At 56.9% G+C, this 14,661-nt stretch carries 14 protein-coding genes; 3 read left to right on the forward strand and 11 right to left on the reverse strand.

Annotation, left to right across the window (positions count from 1 at the left end; translation table 11 throughout):
* Positions 1-35: 35 nt before the first annotated feature.
* The 3 genes from tolB to IV091_RS18370 form a co-directional block, all read right to left on the reverse strand.
* Positions 36-1,316 (reverse strand): Tol-Pal system beta propeller repeat protein TolB, encoded by a 1,281-nt coding sequence (tolB, locus tag IV091_RS18360; RefSeq protein ID WP_293470908.1) that lies wholly within the window; start codon positions 1,314-1,316, stop codon positions 36-38.
* Positions 1,317-1,697: 381 nt separating this feature from the next.
* Entirely contained in the window at positions 1,698-2,468 is a 771-nt protein-coding gene (locus IV091_RS18365) for a glycosyltransferase family 2 protein (protein WP_293470910.1), read from the reverse strand.
* A 91-nt stretch (positions 2,469-2,559) separates the two neighbouring features.
* Positions 2,560-3,732, reverse strand: a complete 1,173-nt coding sequence (locus tag IV091_RS18370) for an O-antigen ligase family protein (RefSeq protein WP_293470911.1) — start codon at positions 3,730-3,732, stop codon at positions 2,560-2,562.
* Between the two features lie 312 nt (positions 3,733-4,044).
* Between IV091_RS18370 and msbA the strand changes: the two genes are divergently transcribed.
* On the forward strand, positions 4,045-5,799 hold the full coding sequence (msbA, locus tag IV091_RS18375) for a lipid A export permease/ATP-binding protein MsbA (RefSeq protein ID WP_293470932.1): 1,755 nt from the start codon (positions 4,045-4,047) through the stop codon (positions 5,797-5,799).
* A 3-nt stretch (positions 5,800-5,802) separates the two neighbouring features.
* The gene (locus IV091_RS18380; protein WP_293470913.1) at positions 5,803-6,891 is read left to right on the forward strand and encodes a glycosyltransferase family 4 protein; all 1,089 of its coding nucleotides are present in this window, start codon (positions 5,803-5,805) and stop codon (positions 6,889-6,891) included.
* 17 nt (positions 6,892-6,908) lie between these two features.
* On the opposite strand, the gene rng is transcribed toward IV091_RS18380, so the two are convergent.
* The 8 genes from rng to IV091_RS18420 form a co-directional block, all read right to left on the reverse strand.
* Positions 6,909-8,408 carry a ribonuclease G gene (rng, locus tag IV091_RS18385; protein WP_293470915.1) on the reverse strand — a complete coding sequence of 500 codons (1,500 nt, stop codon included), beginning with the start codon at positions 8,406-8,408 and terminating at the stop codon, positions 6,909-6,911.
* Between the two features lie 20 nt (positions 8,409-8,428).
* Positions 8,429-9,031: a Maf family protein gene (locus IV091_RS18390; protein WP_293470917.1), complete on the reverse strand. Its 603-nt coding sequence runs from the start codon at positions 9,029-9,031 to the stop codon at positions 8,429-8,431.
* Positions 9,032-9,094: 63 nt separating this feature from the next.
* The gene (gene rlmH, locus IV091_RS18395) at positions 9,095-9,562 is read right to left on the reverse strand and encodes a 23S rRNA (pseudouridine(1915)-N(3))-methyltransferase RlmH (protein ID WP_293470919.1); all 468 of its coding nucleotides are present in this window, start codon (positions 9,560-9,562) and stop codon (positions 9,095-9,097) included.
* Positions 9,559-10,404, reverse strand: a complete 846-nt coding sequence (gene rsfS / locus IV091_RS18400) for a ribosome silencing factor (protein WP_293470921.1) — start codon at positions 10,402-10,404, stop codon at positions 9,559-9,561. The genes rlmH and rsfS overlap by 4 nt, the downstream gene beginning before the upstream one ends.
* A 28-nt stretch (positions 10,405-10,432) precedes the next feature.
* Positions 10,433-11,065: a nicotinate (nicotinamide) nucleotide adenylyltransferase gene (gene nadD / locus IV091_RS18405; protein WP_293470923.1), complete on the reverse strand. Its 633-nt coding sequence runs from the start codon at positions 11,063-11,065 to the stop codon at positions 10,433-10,435.
* Positions 11,062-11,979, reverse strand: coding sequence for an oxygen-dependent coproporphyrinogen oxidase (hemF, locus tag IV091_RS18410; protein WP_293470924.1), 918 nt, complete (start codon positions 11,977-11,979; stop codon positions 11,062-11,064). The genes nadD and hemF overlap by 4 nt, the downstream gene beginning before the upstream one ends.
* An 81-nt stretch (positions 11,980-12,060) precedes the next feature.
* Complete coding sequence (gene purD / locus IV091_RS18415; protein WP_293470926.1) at positions 12,061-13,362, reverse strand: phosphoribosylamine--glycine ligase; 1,302 nt, start codon at positions 13,360-13,362, stop codon at positions 12,061-12,063.
* Between the two features lie 35 nt (positions 13,363-13,397).
* On the reverse strand, positions 13,398-14,123 hold the full coding sequence (locus IV091_RS18420) for a YebC/PmpR family DNA-binding transcriptional regulator (RefSeq protein ID WP_293470928.1): 726 nt from the start codon (positions 14,121-14,123) through the stop codon (positions 13,398-13,400).
* A 77-nt stretch (positions 14,124-14,200) separates the two neighbouring features.
* Between IV091_RS18420 and IV091_RS18425 the strand changes: the two genes are divergently transcribed.
* On the forward strand, positions 14,201-14,661 hold a 461-nt coding region (locus IV091_RS18425; RefSeq protein ID WP_293470929.1), incomplete at its 3' end, for a helicase HerA-like domain-containing protein.

Below are 14,661 nucleotides of genomic sequence, written 5' to 3' on the forward strand. Positions count from 1 at the left end.
AATAACAATAACAATAACAAATGAGATATCAGGGTCTATCGCTGGAAAGGACCCCAGTCCGGTTCGCGGATATCGCCGCTGATGCCCGACAGTCTTGCCTTTATTTTGCCATCCAGCGTCGTAGTCATCAGCGCCTCTTTGCCCTGCTGCTGGGTCGCGTAGACGATCAAGCGGCTGTTCGGCGCAAAACTCGGGCTTTCATCGGCTGAAGTGTCTGTGATAGCGGTGGCCGTACCACCGGCAATTTCCATCACGTGAAGCTTGAATGCGCCTCCCACCCTTGAAACATAAGCCAGCCAGCGTCCATCAGGGCTGACCGCCGGGGATATGTTGTAACTGCCCGTGAAGGTCACCCTTTCCGGGTTGCCGCCAGCAGGACTCATGCGGTAGATCTGCGGCGCGCCGCCACGATCGCTCACGAAATAAACGTACCTTCCGTCCGGCGAATAGGCCGGCTCAGTGTCAATGCTGGAGGACTGCGTCAGCCTTTTGGGATCGCCCCCTGTGAGGCTCAAGGCATAAATTTGCGAACCTCCATCCCGGCTCAGGGTCGCGACCAGTTGCTTGCCGTCCGGTGACCAGGCTGGTGCGCTGTTCGAGCCCCTGAAGTTGGCGAGCAGACGACGTTTTCCAGTCGCAACATCGTGCGAATAAATGACAGGCTTTCGGGACTCAAAGGAAACATAAGCCAACTGGGCGCCGCTCGGTGACCAGGCGGGCGAAATAATCGGTTCTGCGCTTGCAAGCGCTGACTGGGCACCCTCCCCGTCTGAATCTGCCACCCAGAGGTTGTAGCGCTGGCCCGCCTTGGTAACGTAGGCAATCCGCGTTGAAAAAATGCCTTTTTCACCCGTGAGCTTTTCATAGACAAAGTCGGAAATACGGTGTGCAGAAAGACGTAAATCAGCCTTGGACACTGTGTAGCTCTGCCCACCCAAATCCTGCCCCCTCACCATGTCCCACAAGCGGAGCCGGACATCGAATCGTCCGTCAGCGAGGGGCGAGACACTGCCCGTCACCATCGCATCAGCACCTTTTTGCCGCCAATTGGCCAGGTCGGGCCGCGTGTTCTCGTCTGCTACCAGGCCAGCGGCATCAACCGCCCGAAACATGCCACTTCGATCAAGATCCGCCCTGACGATCGCGCCAATTTTCTGAGGCGCCTGCGCTTCGCCACGAAATTCGGCTACCGCGATAGGTAATTGCGTCAGGCCCACGCCGGACACTTCTACCCGAAATTGTGCGAATACTGGCGACGCACCCACCGCCAGCAGGCCAATAAGAGTTCGACGGTTGAAAGGAGATGAGATGCGCATAAAAAATTTTTACCTATTCCAGTTCGGTTACTTTTGCGGGCGATTCAAGGTCGAATCCATAGATCCCTTTTTCAGCGCCAACAGATCAGTTTTAGTGTCGTCTGACACCGCCATTTTCGCTGGCGGGCGCTTGATCACGAATATTTCAGCGAGGCCGAAATTGATGTGGTTTTTGTTAGGGGCCTGGTTTAGCAGCAATCCCAAGTCGGTTCGAGATGGAAATCTGCATGTTGCCATATCACTGATCCAAAAGAATAGGCGCAGCAAGCTGTCAAAGTTATAGCTTCAGCTACCATGACTATGGCGCTCCTGTTGTACACCGAATAAACACTCGGCCAGAATAGGGAGGTGAAACAGTTTGTTGCTGACTTCCAGTGGCGTTCAAGATACCGGCGGACCCTCTCCGGAATCCCGACCGAGAAGCCATAGTTTCAAATACCTGTAGTAAGTGCCTTCCGCAATTGAAATGGCCAAGACAAGACCCATGCGGCCATCCAGAAACCCCAGACGTAAAAAATAAGTTCGAAAAAAAGCCCATAGTCCATGTCCAAGCGCAGTCTGCAGCGATGCTGTTTTGCCTCTGTTTTGCAAGCTTTGAGCGCCTGCGCTTGAATAACGATTGGCTTTATCAAGGACTGCCTCAAAGTTCCGGTAGCTTTCATGCAACAGTTCGGCGCGAAGCTTTCCGACCACGCTTGAAGTCACAATTCTTTCGTGCACCAGATCATCTGAAAACCGGGCTGCTTGCCTGCGAAAAAGACGCGTCACGCGGTCGGGGTACCAGCCGGAGTGATGCATGTATTGACCGCAAAAACTCGATAGCCTAGGGATGGAATAAGCGTCGAATCTAGGCGCATCAAGTACAGCGCGGATCTCCGTCTGTAATTCGGGCGAAAGCCGCTCATCGGCGTCCAGTGAAAGCACCCAGTCAGAATTAACTAGCGCCAGTGCCCGGTTTTTCTGGATGCCAAAGCCCTGCCAGTCATGGCTAATGCTCACATCTGCACCCAGTGAGCGCGCTATCCGGACGGTGTCGTCGGTGCTGCCTGAATCCAGTACCACGATCTGGTCTGCAAATGGCACCGAGCGAAGGCAAGCTTCGATATTCGCAGCCTCATTTTTGGTGATCACGATGACGGATAAGCGGGTCAATGAATACCTCTTGACGGTTTAAATATAAGTTGCCACATGAAACACAAAACCTGAAGCACCTGAAGCGAAGAACGCCGCGCTGGAGTCAATCTCAAGCTTCTTTTGTTTCATCTGTCGAGAGCATCCATGCGAGCGCCAGACTCAATGCCAGCATCACGCCGTAGTAGTTATGCCCAAAGTTCGTGTTGGTCAAGCCCGAACTCAAGTGCATCCAAAGTACCCCAGCCACGCTCCAGCGCAGTCTGGCGTCATAGAGCTTGCTCCGCAGCGCAATCCATGCAAGCGCAACTCCCAGGCTCAGATAGCTGAGCAGACCCAGCAGGCCATGGTCAAACACGGTCGTCAACAGGTCACTGTGCAAATGATCCAGGCTTTTTATGGCGTCTGACCCACTTGACTCACCCAGGCGGTGAATCCAGGCGATTCGTGCTTTGCTCCCATGGCCGAGCAGCGGGGCCTCGCGAATTTCTTTGAAGGCCATTCGCCACATGTAAAGTCGCGCACCAACCGAGGAATTGATTACCTGGGCTTGGGGTAAAGAGGGCGCGCTCATTTCCTTGATCTCACTCCAGGCCTGCTGGACGCGGGCTAAAGGCTCCTGATGGATACGCGGAAAGCTCACGAGCACCAAGACCAGCAAGCTGACAGCGACCACCGCGTTACCCAAACGGGAGGCTGCTCCCCTTGACCACGCCTTGCCCATCGACCTGCGACGCTGAATTAACTGTGTTACAGCCGCTATTCCAGCGAACAAGACGAGCCAAAGCACCAACCCATAGCTGCCCCGCGACTGACTTAGCAAGACGGCCGCCACGCCTGCCAATACCGAGACACTCCATGCTCCTCGCCGCCAGCCCGTAACATGTGACTGCATGGACAAGGGGAGCAATAGACAAACAAAAAAACTCACGCCTGCCGCCCAGGGTATGGCGTTGCTGGGTGTCTCGCGGCCATACATATAACTTATGCCTAGCGCAACCCAGCAAGCCAGTGCCAGTGCGTGTGTCAGCCAGGTTTTTTGCTGAGGCGACAAGCAAAGCCGGCGCACCAATGCGAAGGTGGCAGCTGCGCCAAGCAGTAAACGAACTTCAACATGTCGGTCGCCCCACGGGTCGGCCCAGTAATAGGTGACAACAGCTTGCAGTGCAAAAGCCAAAAAGCAGGCAGAAAGCCATACCAGGCTCGATTGCACCAAAGCGCTATTGACCGAACGCACAACAGGAATGCGAAGAACCGCCCACAAACCGATGAGTCCAATCAGCAACCATGCGGCACCAGCCACTTTGGTTGACGCTGGCGCGGCTATCAACAAGGCCAATAGCACCAGTAAAAGCCGCTTGGGCCAGGCGCGCAGTGACTCGCCAGTTGGGGGGCAAATAGAGGGCGCAGTGCTATTGATAGCGGTGTCTTGTACAGGAGTTAACAGCATTGCGTCCGATTCTAAAGCGGTAGGGCCGCGCACTATACTTGCCCAGAGCAAACCGCAAGACCACAGCATTTCACCCGTTCATAGCAAGTAAACCACGTGATAGAGCCCCCACAAGAAGGTGCCGCTGATGTGGCAAAGAAAAAAACAATGCTCCGCAGAATTGCGCGAGTTTGGCCGTATTTCAGCGGTTCACGGGCGGGCTGGGCGCTTGCGATTGGCGCGACCATTGCGGCTTCAGCCACCGAGCCATTCATACCGGCCTTGTTAAAACCGCTGCTGGATCGTGGCTTTCAAAAGGACTCGTTTAGCCTCTGGCTGGTTCCGCTTGCGCTGATGCTGCTGTTTACCCTACGAGGCCTTTCTGGTTTTTTGGCGCAGTTTGCCTTGGCCAAGGTCACCAACGATGGTCTGCTAAAGCTGCGCAAGGCCATGTTTGGCAAGCTCTTGACGGCCCGGACCAATTTGTTCGCGGACCAGAGTTCCAGCGCCATTGCCAATACCGTGGTGTATGAAGTTTTCAATGGCTCGTCCCTGCTGATCAATGCGATCATGAAACTTGCGCGGGATCTGCTGACGCTGTTGGCGCTCATCGGGTATCTGGTTTATTTGAACTGGAAGCTTACCCTCATCGTTGCACTCTTATTTCCAGCGGTTGGACTCGTCATTCAGGTTTTGTCCAAGCGACTTTACAGACTGACTAAAGAGAGCCAGAGGGCCACCGATAATTTGGCCTATGTCGTGGAAGAAAACGTCATGGCCTACCGTGATGTCCGCCTCCATGATGCGCAAGCCAGCCAGGCTGACCGCTTCGACGTCCTGAGCCATTCGCTGCGCCGCCTGTCCATGAAGTCAACCGCAGCCTATGCGGGCATGAGCGCCATCACGCAAGTGCTGGCGGCTGTGGCGCTTTCGGCTGTGATCTCTATTGCGTTGGTTCAAAGTGCCGAAAGCACAACCACTGTGGGGGGGTTTGTGGCATTCGTGACGGCCATGCTGCTATTGATTGCGCCCGTCAAAAGCTTGTCCGATGCGGCCACACCAGTGACCAGAGGACTGGCTGCACTCGAGCGTGGCCTGGACCTGATGGACCTGACGGACGATGAGATGGGAGGGGTTTATGAAAAATCCAGGGCGTCTGGCAACATCGATTTTTCTGACGTCTGCGTGGTGTATAAAGCCGACGCCGTACCCGCCATCAATCGGTTCAGCCTCTCCATCAAGGCAGGAGAAACCATCGCAATTGTTGGATCTTCGGGTTCTGGAAAAACTACCCTGGTTAATTTGTTGCCCCGCTTTGTAGATATTTCATCAGGCCAGGTATTGCTCGACGGTGTGGACATTCGGGAATGGAACATTCACGCACTTCGTCAACAAATTGCATATGTCGACCAGAATGTTGTCATGCTCAACACGACTATTGCAGCTAACGTCGCCTTGGGCCATTCAGTCGATCGTGCCCGTGTGGCAGAAGCCCTTGACGCGGCAAATCTGTCTGACTACATATCAAGTCTGCCCGAAGGCATGGACACCACGGTGGGGCACAACGCTACCCAACTCTCGGGCGGTCAACGCCAGCGGCTCGCCATTGCACGGGCCATTTATAAAAATTCCCCCATACTGCTTCTTGATGAAGCCACCTCCGCGCTGGACTCTGCTTCCGAGCAAGCCGTCAAGACCGCACTGCAAAGACTGATGCGCGGTCGAACCACCCTGATAGTGGCGCATCGCTTGTCCACCATCGAACACGCGGACAAAATTGTGGTGATGGAGAAAGGCAACTTCCTGGAAATCGGCAATCACAAGGAACTGACATCGCGCCCGGGACCCTATTCAAGGATGCTGCGGTTTGCGAATAACTCCGGTGACGATAGCCTGGGCACTAAATCTTCAAGTAGCACCTGAGTCATGTTGAAAATTCTGGTTTTTACGAAAGATCTCGATTTCTACTCTGAGCAGCTACTTTCTGGGCTGAGTCAACACGGCCATGAAGTTTTATGTGTCATCGACCCTCAACAGCTCGAAAAATTTCCTAAATGGAAGAGCAATCTGCGAATCATCGCTCAGGTTCCGCTGCGTGGTCGCCTCGATAAACAAGCCGCCAGGCAATACGCTCAAATAATTGTTGAAAATAAACCGGATATATGTCTCTGCTACACGAGCAGGGCATTATCTGTAGCATTAAAAGCGAAGCGGGAAGCAAAACTATCCGTACCGATTGTTGGTACGAGAGGCGCAGTCGGTGGTATCAGCTGTTGGTATTTACAGGACTGGTTCAGTTATTTGAATCCGTCACTGGATGCCGTTATATGCATGTCTGATGCGATTCGAAGTCGTCTTGAACAGCAGGCTCGACGTTTCTGGCCGTGGCATCCAGGGAAATTTGTTACGATTTACCAGGGCTATTCATCACTGGTCCCAACCGCCACCAAGCGCGATCACAGTAGCCGGTCAACTCAAAGTACAAAGGTCATCGCGACCATCGCCAACGAGCGCCCAATCAAAGGCATGGGATATTTACTGGATGCGCTTGAATCCCACCTCCAGTTTCAGGATTGGAAACTGATGTGGATTGGCGAGGTCAGTGAATCAACGCGAAAACGAATAGCCCTATCCCCCGAACTGAAAGACAGGGTCTTGTGTTTGGGATACCGCAAAGATGCCAGAGAACTTCTTGCACAGGCTGACTTGTATGTGCAGCCCACGATTGCGCCCGGGGAAGGTATCGGAAACGCCATTGCCGAGGCCATGGCGGCCGAGCTTGCAGTGGTCACGTCAAATGTCGGTGGAGCGCTGGAATTGGTTAGTGCTGTAAGTCCTGAACTGCTGTTTGAGCCTGCCAACCCGATCTCGTTGGCCCGTACTTTAGAAAAATTTCTTACCAATAATGCCTTGTGTGAGCAGCTGGGACGCGCTGGGCCAGGAATACTAGGAAGAAAATTTAATTTGGAGACTGAAATGCAGAAACATATCGATCTTTTTAATAGATTGATTTAGTTCTCAAGTTGGAGAAATTACAGCAGCACAATATCGTACTGCTCCTGCACCATAGCCGCTTCGGCCTGCAATGAGATCGGTTTTCCAATAAAACTGCTCAGACTCGCCAGGTGCTGGCTTTCTTCATCCAGAAAAATCTCTATCACTTGGGGCGACGCCACCACTCTGAATTCGCGCGGATTGAACTGCCTCGCTTCGCGCAAAATTTCACGCAGAATGTCGTAGCTAATGCTTCGGGCTGTTTTAACCACACCTTTTCCGGTACAGGCAATGCACGGCTCGCACAACTGATGGGCCAGCGATTCGCGGGTGCGTTTGCGGGTCATTTCCAGTAAACCCAGCGCAGAGAACCCATTCACTGCGGTTTTGACCCGGTCGCGTGCCAACTGCTTCTGAAATTCGGCCAGCACGGCATCCTGGTGGTGCTCTTTGGTCATATCGATGAAATCGACGATCACAATGCCTCCCAGATTGCGCAGGCGTAGTTGCCGGGCAATGGCCTGCGCCGCTTCCAGGTTGGTCTTGAAAATAGTGTCGTCAAAGTTACGGGCTCCTACAAAGCCGCCCGTATTCACGTCTATCACGGTCAGGGCTTCCGCCTGGTCAATGATCAGGTAACCGCCCGACTTGAGGTCTACTCGCCGGCCCAGCGCCTTGGTGATTTCTTCGTCCACGTTGAACAGGTCGAATATGGGGCGCTCACCGCTGTAGAGCTGAAGCTTTGCGACTGTCGCAGGCATGAACTCTTCGGCAAATGTCTTCAGCTTTCCAAACTGCTCACGGGAATCTATCCGGATGGTTTGGGTGCTCTCGACCACCACGTCGCGCAGCACGCGCTGCAGCAGGCTGAGGTCCTGGTGCAGCACGGAGGCAGGCGGCAGGCGCTGCGAAGCGCTCTTGATACGCGACCAGGTTTTGCGTAGATAGGCGATGTCTTCTGCCAGTGCGGCGTCCAGGGCGTCTTCGCCGTTGGTCCTGAGTATGAAACCTCCGCCGGCTTCGCCCGCCAGTGCCTGCACCCGCAGGCGCAACTCCTCCCGCTGGCGTGGCGGTATTTTTTGCGAGATGCCGATGTGGTTGTCCTGCGGCAAAAAAACCAGCAATCGGCCGGCGATGCTGATCTGCGCGGTCAAGCGCGCGCCCTTGCTGCCAAGGGGCTCCTTGAGCACCTGCACCATCAGTGCCTGTCCCTCGAACAGCTGCCTTTCAATCGGCTGAAGCGGTGCCGTCCCTGAAGGCGTCAACGCGCCTGCAGTCTGTGCTCCGTTATCCGCGTGACGGCTGGTGATGCTGCTCATCAAGTCGGCGACATGCAAAAAGGCAGCACGGTCCAGGCCAATGTCGATGAAGGCGGATTGCATCCCGGGCAGCACGCGCGCCACTTTGCCCAGATAGACATTGCCCACAATGCCGCGCTCAAGCGTGCGTTCAACCTGCAATTCCTGCACCGCGCCCTGCTCAATCACGGCCACCCGGGTTTCTTGTGGCGACCAGTTAATGAGAATATCTTGTTGCATGGGCAGTAAAAAGTGAAACGCTAAATGGGGAAGCGGGCGGCGTGCAGCAGCAAGGCCGTTTCGCGCAATGGAAGCCCCATGATGCCACTGTAGCTGCCGTTGATTTTGGCGATGTACATGGCTACCCTGCCCTGTATCGCATAGGCGCCGGCTTTGCCCAGGGGCTCCCCGCTAGCGACGTAAGCCCGAATCTGGTCCGCTGTCATGGCATCAAAGCTTACCCGTGAAGTGCTGAGCGCCTCAAACCGCTGATCCCCTCGCTGCAGCGCTACCGCTGTCAAGACGCGATGCGTATGGCCGGCCAGTTCGCCCAGCATGCGGGCAGCGTCGCGGGCATCGTCTGGCTTGCCGTAAATGATGCGCCCCAGCGCCACCGTGGTGTCGGAGCACAAAATGGGGGCGGGTGGGAGTTGGCGCTGCTTCCGGCGCGCTACAGCCGCATCAAGCTTGAGACCCGTGACCCGCTTGACGTAGGCCGCAGGCACCTCGTTATGAAGCACGGCCTCCAGGGCTTCAGCATCTTCAGCGGCATCAGGCAGCAGCAATTCATACCGCACGCCGAGTTGCTCAAGCAGCTGCCGGCGCCTTGGGCTTTGGGAGGCTAGATAGACAAAGTCATCCATGGGCGAACGCCAAAATAAGCGCTTGTACCTTGGTACGCGAAGCAACACATGCGGATATCATTTTTATTCGCGGTGGTAAGGGTGGTTGATGGTGATGCTCCAGGCGCGGTAGAGCTGCTCGATCAACAGCACGCGCACCATGGCATGCGGCAGCGTCAGGTCTGACAGGCGCAAACGCTCATGCGCCGCTTGCTTGAAGCCCGCATCCAACCCATCGGGCCCGCCAATCACGATGGCGACATCGTCGCCAGACAACTGCCAGCGCTTCAGGCGCTCGGCAAGCGCCATGGTCGTCACCGCCGTGCCGCGCTCATCCAGCGCTACCACGTGGCAGCCCCGGCTAATGGCGCCTTCAATGCGCCCGCGTTCAGCCGCCAGCAAGTTGTCCAGGGTCTTGGATGCGCGAGGCTCGGTCTTGACGGCCTTGAGCTCCACTTTCAGCTCGGGCGGAAAGCGTTTGGCGTAGTCGTCATAAGCGGTCTGTGCCCAGTCAGGCACCTTCTGGCCGACGGCGACGATCGTCAGCTTCATTTGCTCCGGGGAGTGGTTTTCCTGGCTGCTGGCTTTTTCGCAGCCGGTTTGGCTGCAGCTTTAACAGCGACTTTTCGGGCGACCATCTTTTTAGCGGCAGGCACTTTGACCAGAGGAGTTTTGGTTGCAGGGGCTTTGGCCGTCGATTTGTCTGCTGGCGCAGCCTTGGCCGCCACCTTGGCGCGGGGCTTGACCACTTTCACGGCGGGTTCAGCGGCCGGCGCTGTCGCGTTGCGCTTGGCGGTCCAGTCGTTGGTTTTACCCACCCGGCCCACATAGCTGGAGTCGGTCACATGGGCAAGCACCAGGGCAGGATCCTTGGGCGGTGCTTTTGCGGCCCTGACCGGTTTTTTGGCCCCCGCTTTGAGCGCGGATTTTGCGGCAGGCTTGCGTTTGGCAACGGGTTCAGCCACTTCCTTCACAACAGGCTTGGCCGCCTTCACCAAAGGTGCGGGTGCGCCCAGCTTGATCTTGACGGGTTTGTCGCCCCAAAGCTCTTCCAGGTTGTAGTACTGGCGAATGGTCGGCTGCATGACATGGGCGACGACTGCACCACAATCAACAATGATCCATTCTCCATTGCTCTCGCCTTCAATGCGGGGCTTGGCAAAGCCGGCGTCGCGCACGGCGTCGCGCACACTGGCGGCAAGCGCCTTGGTCTGTCGGTTGGAGGTCCCGGATGCGACGATCACGCGCTCAAAAAGCGAGGTGATGTGTTCGGTGTCGAATACCTGGATATCCTGCGCCTTGACATCCTCCAGCCCGTCGATGATGGCGCGCTGCAATTTCTGGACATCTTTTTTGCCTTCGGTGCCGGTGGTTTTGTCAATGTTGGAGGTCATGCAGTGTTTTGCTTCAATGAGGTAAAAATTAATGGGAACGGTATAGCTGCTTAAGCGAAATATAACGCGCAACCGGCTCGGGGACCAGTTGGGCGATGGCCCCGGCTGTGGCTTCACCCGAGGCCATCAGCTGGCGAATCTGGGTGGCGCTGACAGGCATCAGGGGTAGTTCTAGCCTGGAGAACCGGTAGTTACTGCCAGCATAAGCATCAAATTGCGTCTGGGTCAGCACGGATTGTGTGCGATCAGCTATACAAATTATAGCAATTTCAAGAATGTCCTGCCATCGGTGCCATTGCCGGAAGGCGGCAAACTGGTCGGCCCCAATGAAAAGGTAGATTTGAGCCTGCGGATTTTCCGCTTGCAGGGCCTGCAAGGTGTCTATCGTGAAGGTGGGTCCTGCACGTTGAATTTCACGGTCATCCACCACGACATGCTGCATATCTTCAAATGCCAGCCGGGTCATGGCCAGCCGGTGCGCCGGGGCACTGAGTGCCCGGGCCTTGTGCCAGGCTTGCCCAGTGGGAATCACATACAGCCGGTCCAGCCTGAACTGCGCCAGCGCGGCCTGCGCCAGTGCGATGTGCGCGTTGTGCGGCGGATCAAACGCGCCACCAAACACGCCAATGCGCTGAGTCCCTGGCGCCTTTGTTGCGTTCAAACCCAGTCCCGCCTGACCAGGAATTCCTTGTACAGCCGCTCTTCGGCAGACCCGGCCTCCACTTGGCGCTGGTAGGACCAGCTCGCCAGCGGCGGCATGGACATCAAAATCGACTCGGTGCGCCCCCCCGATTGCAGGCCAAAGTGGGTACCGCGGTCCCACACCAGGTTGAATTCGACGTAGCGGCCGCGCCGGTAAAGCTGGAAATCGCGCTCGCGCTCGCCATACGGCGTGTCCTGCCGGCGTTCAACAATCGGAAGGTAGGCCTGTAAAAACGAATCCGCCACGCTTTGCATCATGGCAAAGCTGTTGTCCATGCCCAGTTCCTGGAAATCATCGAAAAATACCCCGCCAATGCCGCGCTGCTCCTGGCGATGCTTGAGGTAAAAATACTCGTCGCACCATTGTTTGAAGCGCGGATATTTGTCGATGCCGTAGGGTGTCAGTGCGTCTTTGCAGACTTGGTGAAAGTGCACGGCGTCTTCGTCAAAGCCGTAATAAGGCGTCAGGTCCATGCCGCCGCCAAACCAGCAAACCGGCTCGCCCTTGCCGGCCACTGGCGTAGCCGCCAGCATGCGCACGTTCATGTGCACGGTCGGCACATAAGGATTGCGGGGGTGAAACACCAGCGAAACGCCCATGGCCTCAAATGGCGCACCCGCCAGTTCAGGGCGGTGCTGGGTGGCCGAGGGCGGCAGTTGAGGCCCGCGCACATGCGAAAAACCGCAACCTGCGCGTTCAAACACCCGGCCACCTTCCATGATCTGGGTGATGCCGCTTCCCTGCAGCAACTCACCTGGTTCTTTTTGCCAGTGGTCAGACACAAATACCTGGCCGTCCAGTGCGGACACGGCGCTGGTGATGCGCGTCTGCAGGCCCAGCAAGAATGTCCTGACGCTCGGTAAATCAATCATGCTCACGAATCCGGAAATAAGAAATACAAGGGAGAGGCGCCTGACAGCCTGCCGCGAAGGCCGCCGCCAGGCATCGCGTACTCAGGATTTAATCGCCCGGTATCCAATGTCTTTACGGTACTGGGCACCGTCAAATGAAATACCTTGCGCCACCTCGTAAGCAAGGTGCTGCGCGGCCTTGACGGTGTCAGCCAGCGCCGTGACGCACAGGACGCGGCCACCGGAGGTGACGGTGTCATCGCCCTGTTTTTGCGTGCCTGCATGAAACACCATGACATCCTCGGTTCCCTCGGCGTTTTTCGGCAAACCCCGAATGACATCGCCCTTGCGCGGATTGAGCGGGTAGCCGTGCGCCGCCATCACCACGCCCAGCGCCGGCCGCCTGTCCCACTCCAGCTCGATCTGGTCAAGCGCGCCAGAGGTCGCGGCCATCATCACGTCGAACAGGTCCGTTTTCAGGCGCATCATGATCGGCTGGGTTTCAGGGTCGCCCATGCGGCAGTTGAACTCCAGCGTTTTGGGTTTGCCCTGGGCGTCGATCATCAGGCCTGCGTATAAAAATCCGGTGAAGGGGATACCGTCTTTTTCCATGCCTTTGATGGTGGGCAAAATGATTTCGCGCATGGCGCGGGCATGCACATCGGGCGTCACCACGGGGGCCGGTGAATAGGCGCCCATGCCGCCCGTGTTCGGACCCTGGTCGCCATCGAGCAGGCGCTTGTGGTCCTGGCTGGTGGCCATGGCTGCCACATTTTTACCATCGCACATCACGATGAAGCTGGCTTCTTCACCCAGCAAAAATTCCTCGATGACCACCCGAGCCCCGCCTTCGTTGTGGGTAACGCCCAGCACGTTGTGCTCGGGGCCGCTGGGCAGCATGAACTCGATCGCCTCATGGGCTTCGTGCAACGTCATCGCCACCACAACGCCCTTGCCGGCCGCCAGACCATCGGCCTTCACTACGATGGGCGCGCCTTTTTCGTCAACGTAGGCGTGCGCCGATGCTGCATCGGTAAAGGTGGCGTAGTGCGCGGTGGGAATCTGGTGGCGCACCATGAAGGCCTTGGAAAATGCCTTGGAACTCTCCAACTGCGCGGCGGCCTGTGTCGGGCCAAACACCCGCAGCCCCTGTTTGCGGAACTTGTCCACAATGCCTGCGGCCAGCGGCTGCTCGGGGCCGACGACCGTCAGCGCTATCTTTTCTTCAACGGCCCAGGCCTGCAGGGCGTCAATATCGGTGATGTTTATATTTTCAAGCCGCGCGTCGAGCGCCGTGCCACCATTGCCGGGCGCCACATAAACCGCCTGTACTTTGGGTGATTGGGCCAGTTTCCAGGCCAATGCGTGTTCCCGGCCGCCGCCTCCCACCACTAAAACTTTCATGCTGCAGATCTCAAGGTTGTTGCTTCAAGGCGTTTTTATTCGGAAAGTTCGGCGTTGTGATAGACGGCCTGGGTGTCGTCCAGGTCTTCCAGCACGTCCAGCAGCTTTTGCATCTTGCGGGCGTCGTCACCCGTCAGTTCGATCGTGTTGTCGGCCCGCATGGTGACCTCGGCCACCTCGGGCGTGAGTCTGGCGGCTTCCAGGGCGATTCTGACGGTTTCAAAATCCGTGTAGGGCGTCAGCACTTCAATGGCGCCGTCGTCATGCGTGATCACGTCGTCGGCGCCCGCCTCCAGCGCCACTTCCATGACCTTGTCTTCATTCGTGCCGGGCGCAAAAATCAGCTGGCCGCAGTGCTTGAACTGAAATACCACCGAGCCTTCGGTGCCCATGTTGCCGCCGTGCTTGGAAAACGCATGGCGCACTTCGGCCACGGTGCGCACCTTGTTGTCGGTCATGCAGTCGACCAGAATCGCGGCCCCGCCAATGCCGTAGCCTTCGTACCGGACTTCCTCGTAGCTCACGCCTTCGAGGTTGCCGGTGGCTTTGTCGATGTTGCGCTTGACGGTATCGGCGGCCAGATTGGCGGCCTTGGCCTTTTCCACAGCCAGCCGCAAGCGGGGGTTGGTGTCCAGGTCACCGCCGCCCAAGCGTGCAGCCACCATGATTTCGCGGATCACCCGCGTCCAGATCTTGCCGCGTTTGTCGTCCTGGCGACCCTTGCGGTGTTGAATATTCGCCCATTTACTATGACCAGCCACGACACAATTCCTTATTCGATGGATTAATTGATTTAATCTACACCCTCATTTTACTTTTTCACTTGCGGGACATCTTCATGGCTGAATCCACGGTTACTCCCCTGCTTATTGCCAGGAATGCGTCCACCCAATGCGTGCTGCTACCGGCCCTGGCCAATCGCCACGGGCTGATCACCGGCGCAACCGGGACCGGCAAGACCGTCACGCTGCAAACGCTGGCTGAAAACTTCTCGAAAATTGGCGTTCCGGTGTTCATGGCCGACGTCAAGGGCGACCTGACCGGCATCAGCCAGGCCGGCAGCATCGGCGAAAAAATGGCCGGCATCCTGAAAGAGCGCGGCATTGAAGCGCCAGCGCCTTTTGCCTGCCCAGTCACGCTGTGGGACGTGTTTGGCGAGCAAGGTCACCCGGTGCGCGCCACGGTGTCCGACATGGGGCCGCTGCTGCTGGGCCGTATGCTCAACCTCAACGACACCCAGGCGGGCGTGCTCAACCTGGTGTTCAAGATCGCCGATGACTCCGGCCTGCTGCTGCTCGA

Origin of the sequence: Polaromonas sp. (assembly GCF_018780625.1) — a bacterium.
In the GTDB taxonomy this organism is placed as follows: Bacteria; Pseudomonadota; Gammaproteobacteria; order Burkholderiales; family Burkholderiaceae_C; genus Polaromonas.

Coding starts and splice junctions, on each gene's coding strand:
- tolB (WP_293470908.1), bottom strand. CDS start 1,316: ATGCGCATCTCATCTCCTTTCAACCGTCGAACTCTTATTGGCCTGCTG.
- msbA (WP_293470932.1), top strand. CDS start 4,045: ATGCTCCGCAGAATTGCGCGAGTTTGGCCGTATTTCAGCGGTTCACGG.
- hemF (WP_293470924.1), bottom strand. CDS start 11,979: ATGATTGATTTACCGAGCGTCAGGACATTCTTGCTGGGCCTGCAGACG.
- rsfS (WP_293470921.1), bottom strand. CDS start 10,404: ATGACCTCCAACATTGACAAAACCACCGGCACCGAAGGCAAAAAAGAT.
- IV091_RS18390 (WP_293470917.1), bottom strand. CDS start 9,031: ATGGATGACTTTGTCTATCTAGCCTCCCAAAGCCCAAGGCGCCGGCAG.
- IV091_RS18380 (WP_293470913.1), top strand. CDS start 5,803: ATGTTGAAAATTCTGGTTTTTACGAAAGATCTCGATTTCTACTCTGAG.
- rng (WP_293470915.1), bottom strand. CDS start 8,408: ATGCAACAAGATATTCTCATTAACTGGTCGCCACAAGAAACCCGGGTG.
- purD (WP_293470926.1), bottom strand. CDS start 13,362: ATGAAAGTTTTAGTGGTGGGAGGCGGCGGCCGGGAACACGCATTGGCC.
- rlmH (WP_293470919.1), bottom strand. CDS start 9,562: ATGAAGCTGACGATCGTCGCCGTCGGCCAGAAGGTGCCTGACTGGGCA.